This is a genomic window from Brevundimonas sp. (assembly GCF_050729455.1).
In the GTDB taxonomy this organism is placed as follows: Bacteria; Pseudomonadota; Alphaproteobacteria; order Caulobacterales; family Caulobacteraceae; genus Brevundimonas.
The window spans coordinates 1-18,502 of record NZ_JBOHLI010000034.1 but is presented as its reverse complement, the minus strand read 5'-3'; the positions used below and the strand labels follow the sequence as shown (position 1 = coordinate 18,502).

Below are 18,502 nucleotides of genomic sequence, written 5' to 3'. Positions count from 1 at the left end.
AAGGTGCGCGGCGGGTTTCAGCGCTGATAGGGTCCGGCGACCTGCCCCCGGCGCAGCTTGCGGGGCGACCGGAACCTGACGCCCATGAAGACCCGCCTGATCCTGACCGCCTGCGCCTCGGCGCTGCTGCTGGGCCTGCCCGCCGCCGCCTTCGCGGAGGGATCGCCGCCCGCCGCCGCAACCGCCGCTGCGCAGGGCGGGGTCGAAGTGCCGCCGCTGGGTTTCCACAAGCGCGTGCTGGCCAACGGGATGGAGGTCTATACCGCCCGCGACGCCTCGACCTCGAACGTCACGGTGCAGGTCTGGTATCGCGTGGGGTCCAAGGATGATCCGGCCAACCGCTCGGGCTTCGCCCACCTGTTCGAACACCTGATGTTCAAGGCCACCAAGAACTTCCCCGACGAGACCTTCGACCGGCTGACCGAGGACGTCGGCGGCAATAACAACGCCTTCACCTCGGACGACGTCACCGCCTATCACGAGACCGTCCCGGCCAATCACCTGCAGCGCCTGCTGTTCGCCGAGGCCGACCGACTCGGCTCGCTGGTGGTCAATGAGGACGTGTTCAAGAGCGAACGCGACGTGGTGAAGGAGGAATACCGCCAGGGCGTCCTGGCCAGCCCCTACGGCCGGCTGTTCAGCGTCTTCATGCCCGAGACCATCTATCAGGCCCACCCCTATCGCCGCACCACCATCGGCTCGATCGAGGACCTGGACGCGGCGACCATCGAGGACGTGCGCCGCTTCCACGCCACCTATTACCGGCCCGACAACGCCATCCTGATCGTGGCAGGCAATTTCGACGAGACGAAGCTGAACGGCTGGGTCGACCAGTATTTCACGCCGCTCAAGAACCCCGCCCGCCCGCTGCCGGTCAATGACGTCAAGGAGCCGGAACCGGGCGGCCCGCGCGAGGCGACCTTCTACGCCCCCAATGTGCCGCTGCCGGCCGTGGTCATCGCTTATCCGGCCATCGCCGATCGCGCGGCGTTGACGGTTCTGGACGGCATCATGTCGACGGGCGAGAGCAGCCGCCTGTATCGTTCGCTGGTCTATGACCAGCAGATCGCGGCCCAGATCGGCTCCAGCCCCGACTTCTCGCAGCAGGCGGGCAATCTCAACGTCTACGCCATCATGGCCAACGGCCAGTCGCCCGACACCGGGATCGCCGCGCTGAAGGCCGAGGTCGCCCGCTTCCGCGATGCGCCTGTCACCGCCGCCGAACTGTCCGAGGCCAAGAACGAACTGATCGCCAACGCCCTACGCGAGCGCGAGACCATCGAAGACCGCGCCCGCACCCTGGGCTTCGCCCTGATCATGACCCGCGACGCCGCCGTCGCCGACCGCGAGATCGCCGAGATCCAGGCCGTCACCGCCGCCGACGTGCAGCGCGTCGCCCGCCGCTATCTGACCGACCAGCGCGGCGTCACCATCCGCTATCTGAACGCCGACGCCGAACACCCGACTTCGCAGCAGAAGCTGAACGTCGATGCACCGGTGAAGATCGCCGACCTGGCCCCGATGGGTCAGGTCTTCGCCCTGCTGCCGCCCGAACAGCGCGCCGCCATGCCCGAACCGGGCGCGGCGGTGGCGCCGATCACGCCGACCGTGGCCGACTTCCGTCTGGACAACGGGCTTCGCGTCCTTGTCGCGCCCAAGGCCGGCCTGCCGCTGGTCTCGGCACGCCTGTCCTTCGACGCAGGCACGGCCGATGAGGTCGCGGGCAAGACGGGCGTCGCCGCCCTGACCGCCGCCCTGCTGAGTCAGGGCACGACCACCCGCACCGCGCCCCAGATCGCCACCGAGATCGAACAGCTGGGCGCCAGCGTCGGCGCCGGTTCGGGCCCCGACTTCACCAACCTCTACGCCAACGCCCCGACCGACGTCTTTCCGCGCACCGTCGCCCTGATGGCCGATCTGGTGCGCAACCCTGCCTTCGCCCAGGAAGAGCTGGACCGCCAGCGCGACCAGACGCTGGACAACCTCAAGGTTCAGCTCAGCAGCCCCGGCCCCGTCGCCAGCCAGGCCGCCGGCCGTGTCATCTATGGCCAGGCCGCCTATGGCGCGCCGGGCGCCGGCACCCTGACCAGCCTGCCCGCCGTCACGCGCGACGACATCGCCGCCTTCCATGCCGCTCGCTATCGGCCGTCCGACGCCACCCTCGTCTTCACGGGCGACATCACGGCCGGGGCGGCGCGCGCCCTGGCGCAACAGACGTTCGGCGACTGGCGTCCGGCCGGCGCCGCCCCGGTCCCCGCCGCCGCTCCGGCGGGTCAGGTCCTGGCCCCGCGCGTCGTCGTCATCGACCAGCCCGGCGCCGGTCAGGCCGCCGTCGTCGCCGCCCTGCGCAGCGTGCCGCGCGCCGATGACGCCTACTTCCCGCTGGCGGTCGGCAACACCCTGCTGGGCGGCAGCTTCACCTCGCGCCTGAACCAGGAAATCCGCATCAAGCGCGGCCTCAGCTACGGCACCCGCTCGTCGCTGGGCGTGCGCCGCGAGGCGGGCCTGTTCACCGCCTCGGCCCAGACCCGCAACGACGCAGCCGTCGAGGTGTCGGACCTGATCCTGGCCGAAATCACGCGCCTGGGCTCGACCCAGCCGACGGCGTCGGAAATGATCACCCGCAAGGCCATCCTGACCGGCGCCTTCGGCCAGTCGCTGGAGACGGTGGACGGTCTGGGGGCGCTGGTCGCCAACCTGGCCCTCTATGACCTGCCGATGAGCGACCTGGCCGGCTATGTCGGAGACGTGGAGGCGGTCGACGCCGCCGCCATCCAGGCCGCCTTCGCCGAACACCTGCCGGCCGACCGCGCCAGCCTGGTCATCGTCGGCGACGCGTCGAAATTCATCGACGCCCTGCGGGCGAAGCATCCGAACGTCGAGGTCATTCCCCTGACCGCGCTGAACCTGGACAGCGCGACGCTGCGCTGAGACCTCAAACCTCCCCGTCACGCGCGGCGGGGAGATCTTCCGTCATCCTCCGGCTTGACCGGAGGATGACGATCAAGCCGTCAGGCAGACCACCTGGGCCACGCGCAGATCGCGACGCAGGCGGTCGGCGACGGCCCCGTAGTTCTCGGTCGTCACCGCCTCGCCCAGGGCCTTCTCGTCGGCGCGCTGCTCGCCCCGGATGGCGGGCGCGAAGGTGTCGGGCGCGGTCGTATAGATCCGCCCCCGGCGCGGCGCCTCGGCGATGGTCACGCCCAGCACCCGGCCGCGCCGGTCCAGCGCCGGCGCGCCGGACAGGCCCGACAACGTGCCCTTCAGCCCCCTGGTGCGCCCGGCCTCGGCCCAGGCCAGCACCGGCTCGTCGCGTTCGCCGCGCCCGCGAACCTTCAGTGTCTCGCGCCCCAACAGACGCGACGCCACCTCGCCCGGTTCCCCCTGGGGGAAGCCAGGATGAAAGGCGCGCTGCCCCTTGTAGAGCGGGGCGTGCACGGCGACCGGCAGGGCGGGCGGCCCGCCCTCGGTCAGCAACAGGGCCACGTCGGCGCGTTCGGCCAGCCGCACGTCGGCGGCCAGGGCGCGCCCGCCGCCGATCACCAGGGCCGGACGGCGACAGCCCTCGACCACGTGCCGGGCCGTGACCCAGCGGCCGTCCCCGGCGATGGAGAAGGCGGTGCCGGACGAGGGCTGGAAGGGGCCGTCCGGCGCGATGACGGTGACGGACGGGTCGAAAGGCGTAACCGGCCCCAGCAGGGGGCCGTGCGCCTCGTCGTCCTCGGGCGCATGGGGGGCGTCGGCCTTTTCACGTCGGCCCAGGGACACGATCAGAATGGCTCCGACCACGGCCGCATAGATGGTCCAGTCGGGAAGATGGGGAAAGCGCATCGGGGCGCCGCCTCAGCCCGTCAGGGCGGCGGCCAGGATCAGGGCCGTGGCCAGCTTGGCGCCCGCCAGGACGATGGCGGCGGGCAATTCGCCCTTTTCGATCCGCTGCGGCAGGCCGGTCAGCAGGATGTCGACGACGCGGAAAGCCAGAAGCTGCAACACCACCGTGGCCACGCCCCAGATGACGATGTCGCGAATCGAGGTCGCGACCGACATCGACATCGCCAGCGGGACGGCCAGACCGACCAGGACGCCGGCGAAGGCCACGGCGGCGGCCAGATTGCCCTGGCGGATCAGCGCCACCTCGCGCCACGGCGTCAGCAGGGCATAGACGGTCGCTCCCATGCCCAGCAGGCCGAAGGTCACGATCAGATGCAGGATCAGCACGGGAAAACCGGTGGCGAAGGCCTGGACCTCGGGGCTGGACAGCACGCTGGGCAGAGACGACGAGTCCATGATGTGCGAGCCCGCAGCCCCCTGCTGAAAACGGAACGAAAGCAAAACAGCCATGCCCGATCCACGCGCCTTTCCGCAAGGGCAGAAGCGCCACACCCGATCAGGAAAACGACGTTAGGCGACACTCAGGGTGCATCGTCGCCGCCCCGCCGCCCCTTGGCGATCGCCGCGCTCTCGCGCTTCAGCGGCTTGGACACCGGACAGACCTCCTGAACATAGCCGTTCAGCGTATTGGCCAGATGATCGGGCGCCAGGCTGTAGTGGACGAACTGTCCCTTCTTCTCGCTGGTCACCAGGCCCGCGACCTCCAGCACCGACAGGTGCTGCGACACCGCCGGCTTGGAGATCTCGAACTTGGCCGCGATCTCGCCCGCCGTCAGATCGGCATGGGCCAGATAGGCCAGAATCTTGCGCCGGACAGGACTGGAGAGGGCTTCGAACACGCGCTGCATGGGTGCTATTTAAGTGATTTGCTAACGGCTTGCCAGTCCGCCAATTCGGTGTTTAAGTTATTGCTTAAATACCTTCTCGGAACAGTCCGATGCACGACCACGATCCCTGCGCGGTGAACAGCCTGATCGAGACGCCCGATAGCAGCCCCACGGAGGGGCGCGTCGTCTGGGACCCGGTCCATTCACTGTGGAACGGCGGGATGCTGACGGCGACGCTGGCCTTTGGAGCGACGACCTTCAGCCTGGGCGCCTTCACTGTGTTCATCCTCACGACGGGCGCCACCCTGCTGCTCGGCCATTCGGTCGGGTTTCATCGGCGGCTGATCCACGGCAGTTTCGACTGCCCGCTGTGGCTGGAGCGGACGCTGGTCTGGTTCGGGACGCTGGTGGGCATGAGCGGCCCCTTCTGGATGATCCGCACCCACGACCTGCGCGACTGGGCTCAACGCCAGACCGACTGCCATGACTATCTGGCGCATCGGCGGCCCATGGCGGTCGACGCCGTCTGGCAGATGCATGGACGGCTGGAGCTGGACCGTCCGCCGCGCTTCGATCTGGGCCGCATCGGGCGCGATCCCTTCTATCGTTTTCTGGAGCGGACCTGGATGCTGCAACAGGTCCCGGTCGCGGCGCTGCTGTGGCTGACGGGCGGCTGGGGCTTCGTCGTCTGGGGCGTCTGCGCCCGCGTTTCGATCAGCGTCATCGGCCACTGGTTCGTCGGCCATCTGGCCCACCGACGCGGGCCGCAGACCTGGCTGGTGCGCGAGGCCGGCGTTCAGGCGCACGACGTGCCCTGGGCCGCCATCCCGACCATGGGCGAGGCCTGGCACAACAACCACCACGCCTGGCCCGGTTCCGCCCGGATCGGCCTCTACCCCGGCCAGAGCGACTGGGGCTTCCGCTTCATCCAGCTTCTGGAGCGGCTGGGGTTGGCTTGGGACGTGCGAACGCCGGAAACCATGGCGGAGCGTGAGCAGCTTGTGAGTACTCAGCCATGAAGACCTCGCCTCTTTGCAACGTCGGAGCGGTTCTCGCCGGAGGCGCGGTCGGCGGCGCTCTCCTGTCGTTGGAATGGACGCTCGCTGTCTTTGTTGAAGCCCTGCTAAGGGGGGCGTCGCCACGTGAACTGGCTCTCCTAATGGTCATGCCCCTGCTCGTCGGCTTCTATGCCTTACCGGGGTTCATCCTCGCCATGGGCGTGCTCGGTTGGCCGGTCTGGGCGCTCTTGCATGCCATCGGGTTCAGGTCGCAGAGGGTCGCAATTGTCGCCGGTGCGACGGGCGCCTTGATCGCCAGCATCGTGCTCATGGCTGGACTGAACGGCTGGAGCATGATCGGCCTGATCTGGCTGGTCCTTCCGGGCGCGGCCGCGAGTTGGACAGTGTGGCGGCTGGCTTACCGACAGGCTGTCAGGCCGCCGCCTGCCCGGCCTTCCTGAGTGCGCTGGCCCGCTGCTTCTCGCTCTCGGACTTCAGCTGGCCGCAGGCGGCCAGGATGTCGCGGCCGCGCGGGGTGCGGATGGGCGAGGCGTAACCGGCCTTGTTCAGGATGGCGGCGAAGCGTTCGATGGTCTTCCAGTCCGAGCACTCGTAGTCGGTGCCGGGCCAGGGGTTGAACGGGATCAGGTTGACCTTGGACGGGATGCCCTCGATCAGCTTGACCAGGGCGCGGGCCTCGTCGGGGCTGTCGTTGACGCCCTTCAGCATGACGTATTCGAACGTCACCCGGCGGGTGTTGGCCAGACCCGGATAGGCGCGGATGGCGGCCATCAGCTGGTCCAGCGGATACTTCTTGTTCAGCGGCACCAGAACGTCGCGCAGGGCGTCGTTGGTGGCGTGCAGGCTGATCGCCAGCATGGCCGCCGTGCGGTCGCCCAGGGCCTGAAGCTGCGGCACCACGCCCGAGGTCGAGACGGTGATGCGGCGGCGCGACAGGGCGATGCCCTCGTTGTCCGAGATGATGTCGATGGCGTCGGCGACATTGTCCAGATTGTAGAGCGGCTCGCCCATGCCCATGAAGACGATGTTGGACAGACGGCGGTCTTCCTTGGGCGACGGCCATTCGTCCAGGTCGTCGCGGGCCACCTGGACCTGGGCCACGATCTCGGCGGCGGTCAGGTTGCGCACCAGCTTCTGCGTGCCGGTGTGGCAGAAGGTGCAGTTCAGGGTGCAGCCCACCTGGGACGAGACGCACAGGGCGCCGGCCCGGCCCACGTCGGGAATATAGACGGCCTCGACCTCGATGCCCGGCGCGGTGCGGATCAGGTATTTACGCGTGCCGTCCTTGGAGATCTGACGCTCGACGATCTCGGGGCGGGCCAGGGTGAAGGCTTCGGCCAGGGCCGCGCGGGTCTCCTTGCCGATGTCGCTCATCAGGGCGAAGTCGGTGACGCCGTAGTGGTGGATCCAGCGCCAGACCTGGGTGGCGCGCATCTTGGCCTTCTCGGGCGGGCAGATCTTCGCTTCGATCAGCGCATTGCGCAGGCCCTCGCGCGTCAGACCGGACAGGTTGACGGGGGCTTTAACTGCGGCGGAAGCGCGCGAAAGGTCGAGCGTGATGCTCAAGGCTGAATATCCTGCGGCGGGAGGGGAGGAGCGAGCGTCTAGCACAGATGGGGCGTCCTGTCGCCTCCGGCCAGTCCGGCGGGGTTGAACCCGCCGCGCCCAGCCGCTAGAGGGGCCGCGTTGGGGAGTAGCTTCCGGCGTCTGTCAGCCGGGATCGCGTCAACACACTTGCCTCCGCACGGAAGCATGGCGCGATCACCGGATCACATCCGCCTAGCGAGACCAGCACGATCCGGGGGCCGAGCCGGCCTGCGCCCGGACGTGCTGTCACGCGCCCGGCTGAATGAATCGTCCATGACCCCTGTCGCCATCGCCATCCTGTCGCTGAGCATGTCCGCCGACGCCTTCGCCGCCGCCATCGGCCGGGGGGCGCAGCACCGCCCCACCCTGCCGCAAGCCCTGCGCTCGGGCCTGGTGTTCGGCGCGATCGAGGCCATCACCCCGCTGATCGGCTTCGGCCTGGGGCTCGCCGCCGCCGGCTTCGTCGCCGCGATCGACCACTGGATCGCCTTCGGTCTGCTGGGCGCGGTCGGCGGCAAGATGATCTGGGAGGCGCTGAAGCCCGAGGACGAGGCCGAAGAAGAAGCCGCGACGAAAAAGGCCGTGTCGCGCGGCCTGGTCGCCCTGGTCGCCACCGCCGTCGGGACCAGCATCGACGCGGGCGCCGTCGGCGTCGGCCTGGCCCTGCTGGGCTCCAACATCTGGCTGATCGCCGCCTGCATCGGCGCCACCACCTTCACCCTAGCCACCCTCGGCCTGCTCATAGGCAAGGCGGCGGGCACGCGACTGGGCAAGATCGTTGAACTGATCGGCGGCGTCGCCCTGATCGTCCTGGGCCTCAAGATCCTGCTGGAGCATCTGGGTGTGCTGACGCTCTGAGGATCAGCTTGCATCAGGGGCGCGGCTGACGGAACGTCCGCCGTCGGCTGACCGTTAAGCCGCCAGTCGCAAGGAGACACCGTCATGCGTGCAGCCCCCCTGATCCTCGCCGCCCTGGCCGCCCCCTTGGCCCTCGGCGCCTGCGCCACCGGCAAGACCCACCCCACCTATCAGCAGGAACTCGACAAGCTGTCGGCCGAATGCACCGCGCGCGGCGGCATACTGTCCCCCACCGGTTCCATGACCGGCCGGCCGCAGACCGACAACGTATGCAAGATCACCGGCCCCGCCACGCGCATTCCGCAGGGCTGAACGGCCTGATCGCAAAGAACGAACGGCCGCCGCCCGACAGGACGACGGCCGCCGTCGTTATCCCACCCGACCCGCATCGACCTCCTGATCCAGAGGGATCCGGCGCTCGACGGGACGAGGCCTAGAAGCGGTACAGGACGCCGAAGCCGCCGGAAACCGTCTGCGGCTCCATCGACAGGCGCGTATCCCCGCCCCCCGCGTTGATCGCGACGTCGATAGGCGAATAACGCCTGACGCTCGCCTGCGCGCGAAACGTCACCCAATCGGTCAGCCGATACCGGCCCTCCGCACCGAAGACGCCCCCGACCAGGGTTTCGCTCCGCGAGGCGGAGACGCTCTCGGAAAAGGCGTTGGAAACATACTGGAAGTGCATCCCGCCCGGCGGCAGGTAGGTGTAGAGGGTGTCGTAGGCCCAGGCCTGGGTCGTCTTGACGTCCGCCAATACGACCGAAGGACCGGCGAACAGCGACACCAGGGTCCGGTCGCCGAGCTTGGCGCCGACGCTGGCCTTCAGGGTCAGACCGGCCGTCAGATTCAATTCGCCGCCGATCGTGTCCATGAGAAACGGTCATTTCGCACAAGGCGGATAGATAAAAAGCCCGCCAATCCGAATTCCTGCGACCCAGCGGCGGCTAACCAGTGACAGGGAGGAAATCCGTAGTGGTTGGAGGCGACTACCTCCTTAGAGCCACAAGGGATCATGCCGTGAAGATCGCCGTTTAGGGCCGCATTCCGGCGGATTGCACGATGTCCGTTTGCGGACCCGTAGGAGACACTCAGCGTTCGACGGCTTGGTAGGAAATCTGAACCCCAGAAACCTCTCTGTTCTGAGTGAACACACGGGCTTCGGCGTCGTGTCTAACGGTCAGACGATCATCCCCGACCCAGACGACTTCAGCCCACGGTGCGCCGCTTGCATCAAAAGCCGCCGCTCGGCCATCTGTGTCAGCCACGAAGGCATTGCCAGCGCTTGAGGGCAGGCTCCCGGACGGCAGGACAGAAACCTGCGTCGAGTAACCTGTCGTGGCTCCACAACTCCGCTCGAATACGACCGCACTCAGATTGCCGTTCGGCGATGCCACGTTGGCGAGGATGTTGTTCCCGCAGCCGTTTGAACAACCGGCGGCGATGAAGGCGATTAGCACGAAGAGCGGCGGCTTCCACATCGTGGCAGCCTGAGCGTCACCGCAGCGCGGGTCAACTTCCGCTAACCACCCTTAGCCGACAGTTCACGCGCCCGCTTTCGCTGCCCCAGCGTAAATCAACGCAAAGCGCCGTAGCCCATCGCACGATTGCGAACGAAACGCACAGCCGATGTAGGTCTAAAGCTGCAGTTCGCCCGAAAAACTGCACTTCACTGATTTCATTAAAGAAAACCAGTGGTGGTTGGAGGCGGGATCGAACCGCCGACCTGTGGGTTATGAATCCACCGCTCTAACCATCTGAGCTACCCAACCCCTTACGGGACCCCGCGCAAGGTCGTGACGACCGGAGCGCGCGAGAGGCGTGCGTATATCGCCGCCTTCCCTCGGGTTCAAGCCGATTAAGCAGGGAAATCGCGCGAGACGGGGCATCGCGGACGGTTTCGGCTCGCGCTTGGAACGGCGAGGCTTCATTCTGACGCGCACGCCCTTGCTGTTCAGGAGAGCTCCATGCGTCCGATCGTCCTCGCCGCTTCCGCCTCGCTCCTCGTTCTCGCCGCCGCCTGCGGGGCCAACGGCCAGGACGCCCCCGGCGCCCCGGTCGAGACCCGCCCCGCCAACAACCCGGACCAGAAGCCCGCCTTCGCGGATCAGACCCGCGCGCCGGGCGTCCGCACCGAGGCGGCGCTGAGCCACAGCGTGGTCGCGTCGGGGCTGGTCCATCCCTGGGGTCTGGCCCGGCTGCCGGACGGACAGTGGTTGGTGACGGAAAAGCCCGGCCGGATGCGGGTCGTCAGCGCCCAGGGTCAGATCGGCGCTCCCATCGCCGGCCTGCCCGCCGTCGCCGCGCGCGGTCAGGGCGGGCTGCTGGACGTCATCGTCGGCCCGAGCTTCGCCCAGGACCGGATGATCTACTGGAGCTACGCCGAACCCCGTGACGGCGGAAACGGGACCGCCGTGGCGCGCGGCCGCCTGTCCGACGATCTGAGCCGGGTCGAGAACGTCCAGGTCCTCTTCCACGCCCAGCCCACCTATGACGGCGACAAGCATTTCGGCTCGGCGCTGGCCTTTGCGCCGGACGGCACGCTGTTCATCACCCTCGGCGAACGTTCCGACAAGCCGATGCGGCCGCAGGCCCAGGACCTGGGCTCGCACATGGGCAAGACCATCCGCATCAACGCCGACGGCAGCGTCCCCGCCGACAATCCCTTCGTCGGCCAGGCGGGGGCCCGGCCGGAAATCTGGTCGCTGGGTCACCGCAACATGCAGGGGATCGCCGTCCAGCCGGGCACGGGCGCGATCTGGACCGTCGAGCACGGCACGCGCGGCGGCGACGAGATCAATCTGGATCAGGCCGGCAGGAACTACGGCTGGCCCGGCGTCGCCTACGGCATCGAATATAACGGCCTGGCCATCCCCGACGCCGTCACGGCCAAGGAAGGCACGGAGCAGCCGGTCTACTACTGGGACCCGGTCATCGCGCCCGGCGGCATGACCTTCTACAGCGGGGCCATGTTCCCCGGCTGGAACGGCAACCTGTTGGTCACGGGCCTGGGCGGCAAGCAGCTGGCCCGGCTGGTGCTGGAGAATGACCGCGTCGCGGGCGAAGAGCGCCTGCTGACCGACCTGAACGCCCGTATCCGCGACGTGGCCGTCGCCGCCGACGGCGCCGTCTGGGTCATCACCGACGAGGAAGACGGCAAGCTGGTCCGTCTTTCGAAGCAATAAGGACTCTGCGGCGGACGGAGGCCTCGCCCCGTCCGCCGACGGCCTCACGCGCCTTGTTACTTGACGTTGACGTAAACGTCGGGTTTCTAGCACCCAGTTTCAATTCCAGACCCGTCCCTCAAGCAGCGAGCCGCCGCGCGGCGAGCGATAGGGACCCTAGAAACAAAGAGAGACGCCACATGGCCGACGCCTACATCTACGACGCCGTGCGCACCCCGCGCGGCAAGGGCAAGAAGGACGGCTCGCTGCACGAGATCACCGCCCTGTCGCTGGCCAGCCAGGTGCTGCAGGCCCTGCGCGACCGGAACGGCCTCGACACGTCGAAGGTGGACGACGTCATCCTCGGCTGCGTCTCGCCGGTGGGCGAGCAGGGCGCCGACATCGCCCGCACCGCCGTGCTGAACGCCGGCTGGGCCCAGACCACGGCGGGCGTCCAGATCAACCGCTTCTGCGCCTCGGGTCTGGAAGCCGTGAACATGGCGGCCGCCAAGGTGAAGTCCGGCGAGGCCGACTTCGCCGTCGGCGGCGGCGTCGAGGCCATGAGCCGCGTGCCGATGGGCTCGGACGGCGGCGCCTGGCCGGTCGATCCGTCCTCGGCCTTCTCGACCTATTTCGTGCCCCAGGGCGTTTCGGCTGACATGATCGCCACCAAGTGGGGCTTCAGCCGCGCCGACGTGGACGCCTATTCGGTCGAGAGTCACAAGCGTTCGGCCAAGTCCTGGGCCGAGGGCCGCTTCAACAAGTCGGTCATCCCGGTGCTGGACCAGCTGGGTCTGGTCCGCCTCGACCGCGACGAAACCATTCGTCCGACCACGGACATGCAGACGCTCGGCGCGCTGAACCCCTCCTTCGCCATGATGGGCGAGATGGCCTTCGACAGCGTGATCAACCAGCGCTACCCCGAGGTCGAGCGCGTCAACCACGTCCACACCCCCGGCAACTCCTCGGGCATCGTCGATGGTTCGGCGGGCGTCCTGATCGGCTCGCTGGAAGCCGGCAAGGCCCTGGGCCTGAAGCCGCGCGCCAAGATCCGCGGCGCCGCCTCGATCGGCTCGGAGCCGTCGATCATGCTGACCGGCCCCGAGTTCGTGACCAACAAGCTTCTCGGCAAGCTGGGCATGAAGTCGACCGACATCGACCTCTATGAGCTGAACGAGGCCTTCGCCGCCGTCGTCCTGCGCTACATGCAGGCGCTCGACATCCCGCACGACAAGATCAACGTCTGCGGCGGCGCCATCGCCATGGGCCACCCGCTCGGCGCCACCGGCGCCATGATCACCGGCGTGGTGCTGGACGAGCTGGAACGCTCGGACAAGGAAACCGCCCTCATCACCCTGTGCATCGGCGGCGGCATGGGCACCGCCACCGTCATCGAACGCGTCTGATCGGGAGCGACTGACCATGGAAAACTTCAAGATCGACGTGGACGCCGACGGCGTCGCCCTGATCACCTTCGACGTCCCCGGACGCTCGATGAACACCCTGACCTCGTCCGTCATGGCCGAGATTCCGCAGCTGGTGGAACGCATCAAGACCGACGACGCCATCAAGGGCGCGGTCCTGACCTCGGGCAAGCCTTCCGGCTTCTGCGCCGGCGCGGACCTCGGCGACATCGCCGGCGGCATGATCGGCGGCGCCAGCCTGCAGGACGCCTATGACGCCGGCTGGAAGATGAACGGCGCCCTGCGCGCGCTGGAAACCTGCGGCAAACCGGTGGCTGCGGCCATCAACGGCCTGGCGCTGGGCGGCGGTCTGGAACTGACGCTGGCCTGCCACTATCGCGTGGTCGAGAACGACAACAAGATCCAGCTGGGCCTGCCCGAGATCAAGGTCGGCCTCTTCCCCGGCGGCGGCGGCACCCAGCGCCTGACGCGCCTGATCGGCGTCCAGCCCGCCATGATGGCCATGACCGAGGGCAAGTCCTTCCGTCCCAACGACGCCAAGGGCGCGGGCATCGTCCACGAGATCGCTGAAAAGGGTCAGTCGGTCGAGGCCGCCAAGACCTGGATCAAGAACGGCGGCAAGGCCGTCCAGCCGTGGGACGACAAGTCGTTCAAGCTGCCCGGCGGCGGCCCCTACCACCCGGCGGGCATCCAGAACTTCCTGGTCGGCAACGCGATGATCCGCAAGCAGACCTACGGCAACTATCCGGCCGCCACCAACCTGATGAAGGCCGTCTATGAGGGCGTTCAGGTGCCGATGGACGCGGCCCTGCGCATCGAGACCCGCTACTTCATCAAGACCCTGATGACGCCGCAGGCTCAGGCCATGATCCGCAGCCTCTTCCTGTCCAAGCAGGAACTGGACAAGGGCGCCGTGCGCCCGGCGGGCGTGCCGAAGTCGGACGCCAAGAAGGTCGCCGTGTTGGGCGCCGGCATGATGGGCGCGGGCGTGGCCTATGTGCAGGTCATGGCCGGCATCGAGACCGTGCTGATCGACCAGACCCAGGAAGCCGCCGACAAGGGCAAGGCCCACGTCGAGGAGCTGCTGAAGAAGCGTCTGTCGCGCGGCCAGATGACCCAGGAGAAGTTCGACGCCACCCTGGCCCTGGTCACCGCCACCACCGACTATGATCACATCAAGGGTTCGGACCTGGTCATCGAGGCCGTGTTCGAAAACCGCGAGATCAAGGCCGACGTGACCAAGCGCGCCGAGGCCCAGCTGGCCGAAGGCGCCGTCTTCGGCTCCAACACCTCGACCCTGCCGATCACCGGCCTGGCCGAGGCCTCGGTTCGCCCCGAGGACTTCATCGGCATCCACTTCTTCTCGCCCGTCGACAAGATGATGCTGGTCGAGATCATCCTCGGCGAGAAGACCGGCCCCGCCGCCATCGCCAAGGCCATCGACTATGTCCTGAAGATCAAGAAGACCCCGATCGTCGTCAACGACAGCCGCGGCTTCTACACCTCGCGCTGCTTCTCCACCTTCCTGATGGAAGGCATGGCCATGCTCGAGGAAGGCTATGCTCCGGCCCTGATCGACAATGTCGGCCGCATGACCGGCATGCCGCGCGGCCCGCTGGAGATGCACGACGACGTCGCCCTGGACCTGTCCTACAAGATCGCCAAGCAGACGGCGCTGGACCTGGGCGACGCCTATGTCCCGGCCGAGGGCGCCGACATTGTCGCCAAAATGGTCGAAGGCGGTCGCTACGGCCGCAAGAACGGCAAGGGCTTCTACGACTACGACAGCAAGCCCAAGACCCTGTGGGCCGGCCTGTCAGAACTGGCCCCGGTCAAGTTCGACGACTCGACGCCGGAACTGGTCGAGGAGCTGAAGACGCGCCTGCTCTATCGTCAGGCCGTCGAGGTCGCCCGCTGCTGGGCCGAGGGCGTCATCGACGACCCGCGCGAAGCCGACCTGGGCGCCATCCTGGGCTGGGGCTTTGCGCCCTGGTCGGGCGGCCCGATCACCCTGATCGACCAGACCGGCCTGAAGGCCTTTGTGGAGACCGCCGACCGCCTGACCGCGACCTACGGCGACCGCTTCAAGGTGCCGGAGCTGCTGCGCGAGATGGCCGCCAAGGGCGAGACCTTCTACGGCCGCTTCGCCCCGGAGAAGAAGGCGGCCTGATCGGGCTGACTTCGAGCTGAAATGGAAAGGGCGGCTCGCAAGAGCCGCCCTTTCTTTTGCGCTATCGCTCGCCGCGCGGCGGCTCGCTGCTTGAGCACCGCTCGTCATCCCGGAAAGCGCGCAGCGCTTATCCGGGACCGCAGTAAGCGACGGCGTCTGGGGCGGTCCCGGCTCTTCGCTACGCTGCGGCCGGGATGACGGATCAGGGTAGGTCAGCGGCTTCTGAACACCCGCGACGCCGCATAGCCCGTCAGCGCCGCCAGGATGACGCACAGCACGCCGTACGACCACGGTCGGCGGTGAGCGAACTCATAGATGTCGCGCTCCAGCCCCACCTTCTCGACCGTCAGGGTCAGGTTGGACACCGAGACCGGCGCCCCCTCCTGAAACAGCCAGACCTCGGCGTAGTATTTGCCGGTCGGGGCCACGGTGGGCAGTTCGACCTCGGCGCGGAACAGGCCCTTGTCGACGAACTGCACCCCGTCGGGATCGGTGTTGTAAAGCGCCGCCGCCTCCTTCAGCCGGATCACGGCGCGGCGCCAGTCGAGGTAGTTCTCGCCCAGACGGCTGACCACCACGTCGCGCACCCCGTAGCGGGTGACGGTGCGGCTTTCCTGCGGGGCGTCGATGCGCAGGTGATCAACGCCGACGCCCAGACGGCGCAGCTGGCCGAAGTCGGCCACGTCCGACAGGGGCCGGGTCGAGGCGGTCATGTAGAAGCCCGGCGCGCCCTCGAACAGGACGGGGCGGCTGTTCAGCCAGACACCCATGTTGCGGGTCTTCTTGACCAGACGCACCGGGGCGTCGGGGCCGCGCACCACCACCACCACGTCCGCGGGCCTATCGGTCGGATTGAACACCGCGCCGTAGAGGACGATGGAGGCGCCGCGGAAGCTGGAGTCGACCTTGACCTGGGCGTCGGTCAGGGCGGCGGCGACGCGCACCTCGCCCTCGGTGGCGACCGAGCGTTCGATCACGCCCGGAGCGGTGTTGAGCGGCGAAGGCGCGACGACGGGCGCGGGTTCGGGCGGCAGGGCCTGGAACATCAGTCCCCCACCCCCGGCGCCAGCAGGAAGAGATCGCTGGGGCGCACGAACAGCTCCAGCCCCATCTGAATGCCGACCAGCAGGACAATCAGCCCGAGCACGGCGCGCATCTCTTCGGCGCGGAACCGGCCCGACAGCTTGGCCCCGTACTGCGCCCCCACCACTCCGCCGAGCAGCAGGATGGTCGACAGGACGATGTCCACCGTCTGGTTGCGCCCGGCCTGCAGGATGGTGGTGATGGCGGTGGTGATGATGATCTGGAACAGGCTGGTCCCGACCACGACGCTGGCCCGCATCCGCAGCACATAGAGCATGGCCGGCACCAGGATGAAGCCGCCGCCCACCCCCATGATGGCCGACAGGACCCCGGCGAAGACGCCCAGACCGAAGGGCGGAATGGCGCTGATATAGAGGCCCGAGCGCGGGAAGCGCATCCGGAACGGCAGGCCGTACAGCCACAGGGGGCGGCGGCGTTCCTTGCGCGGGGGGGTCTCGCCGCGCACCCGGTGCAGGATCTGGGTCAGGCTTTCGTACAGCATCATGCTGCCGATTGAGCCGAGGAAGATCAGGTAGGAGACGGCCACCACCAGATCGGCCTGGCCCAACAGGCGCAGGTAGCGGAACAGCTCGACCCCCGCCAGGGCCCCCAGGGCCCCGCCCACGGCCATGATGCCGCCGATGCGATAGTCGACCGCCTTCATGCCGGAGTAGCGGATCACGCCCGAGGTCGAGGAGGCGACGACGTGGCTGGCCTGGCTGGCGACGGCCACGGTCGGCGGGATGCCCATGAAGACGAGGACGGGCGCCATCAGGAAGCCGCCGCCGATGCCGAACAGGCCCGAGACAAAGCCGACCAGCGCCCCCAACATCACCAGGAGCGGCCAGTTCACCGAAACCTCGGCGATCGGCAGGTAAATATCCACGGCACGCGCCTTCGGCTGGAAGGGAACGCAGAACAGCGCCGGAAAGGCGACTAGGCCTCTGGTCTTAGCGAGGGCCGCGACGAACCGCCACCCCCGCCGCCGCTTCGACGCGCCTCGTTACGCGACCGGCTCGACCGTGAAGGCGTCGGCGGCTTCGCGTGCGACGCGGCGCGTCTCGGCCGAGGTCGCGGGCGTCAGCCGCTGCACCGCCGCCAGCGCCTGCTGGTCGCCGCGGCGGGCCGCGATCATGTACCATTTGAAGGCTTCGGTCGCGTTCGGCGCCACGCCCTCGTCGCCCTTTTCGTAGAGGCGGGCGACGTTGTACTGGCTGTCGACGCGGCCCGCCTCGGCGGCCTTCTTGAGCCAGCCCAGGGCCTCAACCCGGTTCCGGGCGCCGCCTTCGCCGTCATACAGTTGCATGGCGTAATGGTGCATGGCCCGGGGCTCGCCGCCCTCGGCCGCGCGTCGGGCCCAGGTCCGCGCCTCGACCGGATCGGGCGTCAGGCCGGCGCCGCCTTCCTGATAGAGAACGGCCAGACGCATCTGCGCCGGGCCGTAGCCCAGGTCGGCTGCCCGCTTCAGCGGCTCCAGACCGCTGTCGTCGCCGCTGTCGATCAGCTGCACCGCGCGGGTGAACAGGGCCGCGCCCTCGGTCGCCGCCACGTCGGGCGACGGCACGGCCTCGGTCGGCGTCGCGCTGAGGGCCACAGCCGCGATCGGGGCTTCGGACGCTTCGGTCGCCTGAACGGACCCGCCCGTCAGGGTCGCCAGGTCCGGCAGGATCAGGCCCGAGCCCTCGGCCAGTTGCAGCGAGGCGTAGCCGCCGCCCATGACCAGAACCGCCACGGCCGAGGCGCCCAGGGCCTTGCGCATGGTCGAGCCTTCGCGGCTGGCCTGCTTGTCCAGACGTTCCTGCAGCTTGGACTTGCCCCCGCGCTTCAGCTTCAGGCCGAAGCCCTGGCGCGGGGCCTCGTCGGCGTCGGCCATGGCGGCGCGCGCCGCATCCAGGGTGTCGCGCGTCGATGCCCGCCCCGCGGCGGCGCCCGCCTGCAAGGCGCGGGGGTCGATGAAATCAATCTCGGCCGAGAAGCCGTCTTCACCGTCGTCGCCCTCGGGACCGTCGACCAGGGACGGCAGGCCGCCGACGACCTCGTCGGTCGCCTCGGCCAGGACGTCGCTGACGTCGGCGCCGCCGAAATCGCCGGATTCAAGGTCGGCGAAAGCGGGCTCGACCTCGTCTTCGTCCGCCAGGTCCATCGACACGGCGCCGAACCGGGCGCGCTCAGGCGCGGAGCCGAACAGGGTCGTCGGCGCCGCCTCGGGCTCGGCCGTCGCGGCAAAGGCGCTCAGTTCGGCGTCCAGCGGATCGGCGAAGACCGGTTCGGGATCGCGGATCGTCGGCGAGGGGAAGGGCGCGGCGTCCAGCACCCCGCCCAGGCTGTCGTCGGACCAGAGGTCAACCGGTTCGGCGAAGGCGGCGGCGCGCCAGTCGCCGCTCGGGCTCTCGGCCGGGCTCCACGGGGTCGGCTCGGGGCTTTCCAGCGGGGTCTCGCGGCGCGCCGGGCGCGCGCCGCGCTGCTCGATGCTCTCGCGGGC

17 protein-coding genes and 1 tRNA gene are annotated in these 18,502 nt (G+C 68.6%); 8 read left to right on the top strand and 10 right to left on the bottom strand.

The genetic code is table 11. The features are described 5' to 3' along the window. Positions 1 to 84: 84 nt before the first annotated feature. Positions 85 to 2,931 (top strand): M16 family metallopeptidase, encoded by a 2,847-nt coding sequence (locus ACREEF_RS10005; protein ID WP_431565436.1) that lies wholly within the window; start codon positions 85 to 87, stop codon positions 2,929 to 2,931. Between the two features lie 72 nt (positions 2,932 to 3,003). Here the strand turns inward: ACREEF_RS10005 and ACREEF_RS10000 are convergent, their stop codons facing one another. The 3 genes from ACREEF_RS10000 to ACREEF_RS09990 all read right to left on the bottom strand — a co-directional run bounded on the left by ACREEF_RS10000 (position 3,004) and on the right by ACREEF_RS09990 (position 4,739). Continuing rightward, entirely contained in the window at positions 3,004 to 3,831 is an 828-nt protein-coding gene (locus ACREEF_RS10000) for a S1 family peptidase (RefSeq protein ID WP_431565435.1), read from the bottom strand. 12 nt (positions 3,832 to 3,843) lie between these two features. Next, positions 3,844 to 4,287, bottom strand: a complete 444-nt coding sequence (locus tag ACREEF_RS09995; RefSeq protein ID WP_431565451.1) for a DUF350 domain-containing protein — start codon at positions 4,285 to 4,287, stop codon at positions 3,844 to 3,846. A 125-nt stretch (positions 4,288 to 4,412) separates the two neighbouring features. Then, positions 4,413 to 4,739, bottom strand: a complete 327-nt coding sequence (locus ACREEF_RS09990; protein ID WP_431565434.1) for a metalloregulator ArsR/SmtB family transcription factor — start codon at positions 4,737 to 4,739, stop codon at positions 4,413 to 4,415. 89 nt (positions 4,740 to 4,828) lie between these two features. Between ACREEF_RS09990 and ACREEF_RS09985 the strand changes: the two genes are divergently transcribed. After that, positions 4,829 to 5,737 (top strand): acyl-CoA desaturase, encoded by a 909-nt coding sequence (locus ACREEF_RS09985; RefSeq protein ID WP_431565433.1) that lies wholly within the window; start codon positions 4,829 to 4,831, stop codon positions 5,735 to 5,737. Further along, the gene (locus ACREEF_RS09980; protein ID WP_431565432.1) at positions 5,734 to 6,177 is read left to right on the top strand and encodes a hypothetical protein; all 444 of its coding nucleotides are present in this window, start codon (positions 5,734 to 5,736) and stop codon (positions 6,175 to 6,177) included. The genes ACREEF_RS09985 and ACREEF_RS09980 overlap by 4 nt, the downstream gene beginning before the upstream one ends. Here the strand turns inward: ACREEF_RS09980 and rlmN are convergent. After that, on the bottom strand, positions 6,149 to 7,303 hold the full coding sequence (gene rlmN, locus ACREEF_RS09975; protein ID WP_431565431.1) for a 23S rRNA (adenine(2503)-C(2))-methyltransferase RlmN: 1,155 nt from the start codon (positions 7,301 to 7,303) through the stop codon (positions 6,149 to 6,151). The genes ACREEF_RS09980 and rlmN overlap by 29 nt on opposite strands. Before the next feature lie 294 nt (positions 7,304 to 7,597). Here rlmN and ACREEF_RS09970 point away from each other — a divergent pair, with 294 nt between their 5' ends. Next, positions 7,598 to 8,182: a manganese efflux pump MntP gene (locus tag ACREEF_RS09970; protein ID WP_431565430.1), complete on the top strand. Its 585-nt coding sequence runs from the start codon at positions 7,598 to 7,600 to the stop codon at positions 8,180 to 8,182. A gap of 84 nt (positions 8,183 to 8,266) precedes the next feature. Beyond that, the gene (locus ACREEF_RS09965; RefSeq protein ID WP_431565429.1) at positions 8,267 to 8,494 is read left to right on the top strand and encodes a hypothetical protein; all 228 of its coding nucleotides are present in this window, start codon (positions 8,267 to 8,269) and stop codon (positions 8,492 to 8,494) included. Between the two features lie 121 nt (positions 8,495 to 8,615). On the opposite strand, the gene ACREEF_RS09960 is transcribed toward ACREEF_RS09965, so the two are convergent. The 3 genes from ACREEF_RS09960 to ACREEF_RS09950 all read right to left on the bottom strand — a co-directional run bounded on the left by ACREEF_RS09960 (position 8,616) and on the right by ACREEF_RS09950 (position 9,951). Further along, positions 8,616 to 9,053: a hypothetical protein gene (locus tag ACREEF_RS09960; RefSeq protein WP_431565428.1), complete on the bottom strand. Its 438-nt coding sequence runs from the start codon at positions 9,051 to 9,053 to the stop codon at positions 8,616 to 8,618. A 217-nt stretch (positions 9,054 to 9,270) separates the two neighbouring features. Beyond that, a complete protein-coding gene (locus ACREEF_RS09955; RefSeq protein ID WP_431565427.1) occupies positions 9,271 to 9,660 on the bottom strand; it encodes a hypothetical protein in 390 nt (129 codons plus the stop codon). Positions 9,661 to 9,874: 214 nt separating this feature from the next. Next, positions 9,875 to 9,951: transfer RNA gene (locus tag ACREEF_RS09950), tRNA-Met, on the bottom strand. A 195-nt stretch (positions 9,952 to 10,146) separates the two neighbouring features. On the opposite strand from ACREEF_RS09950, the gene ACREEF_RS09945 reads away from it, so the two are divergent. The 3 genes from ACREEF_RS09945 (at position 10,147) to ACREEF_RS09935 (ending at position 14,937) form a co-directional block, all read left to right on the top strand. After that, the gene (locus ACREEF_RS09945) at positions 10,147 to 11,364 is read left to right on the top strand and encodes a PQQ-dependent sugar dehydrogenase (RefSeq protein WP_431565426.1); all 1,218 of its coding nucleotides are present in this window, start codon (positions 10,147 to 10,149) and stop codon (positions 11,362 to 11,364) included. Positions 11,365 to 11,543: 179 nt separating this feature from the next. After that, a complete protein-coding gene (locus ACREEF_RS09940; RefSeq protein ID WP_431565425.1) occupies positions 11,544 to 12,749 on the top strand; it encodes an acetyl-CoA C-acetyltransferase in 1,206 nt (401 codons plus the stop codon). Between the two features lie 16 nt (positions 12,750 to 12,765). Continuing rightward, on the top strand, positions 12,766 to 14,937 hold the full coding sequence (locus tag ACREEF_RS09935) for a 3-hydroxyacyl-CoA dehydrogenase NAD-binding domain-containing protein (RefSeq protein ID WP_431565424.1): 2,172 nt from the start codon (positions 12,766 to 12,768) through the stop codon (positions 14,935 to 14,937). Between the two features lie 212 nt (positions 14,938 to 15,149). Here the strand turns inward: ACREEF_RS09935 and ACREEF_RS09930 are convergent, their stop codons facing one another. The 3 genes from ACREEF_RS09930 to ACREEF_RS09920 all read right to left on the bottom strand — a co-directional run. Next, positions 15,150 to 15,983, bottom strand: coding sequence for a TIGR02186 family protein (locus ACREEF_RS09930; protein WP_431565423.1), 834 nt, complete (start codon positions 15,981 to 15,983; stop codon positions 15,150 to 15,152). Next, positions 15,983 to 16,906: a sulfite exporter TauE/SafE family protein gene (locus ACREEF_RS09925; protein ID WP_431565422.1), complete on the bottom strand. Its 924-nt coding sequence runs from the start codon at positions 16,904 to 16,906 to the stop codon at positions 15,983 to 15,985. Before ACREEF_RS09925 ends, ACREEF_RS09930 begins: the two co-directional genes overlap by 1 nt. Positions 16,907 to 17,023: 117 nt before the next feature. Then, positions 17,024 to 18,502: tetratricopeptide repeat protein (locus ACREEF_RS09920; protein WP_431565421.1), on the bottom strand; the 1,479-nt coding region annotated here is incomplete at its 5' end.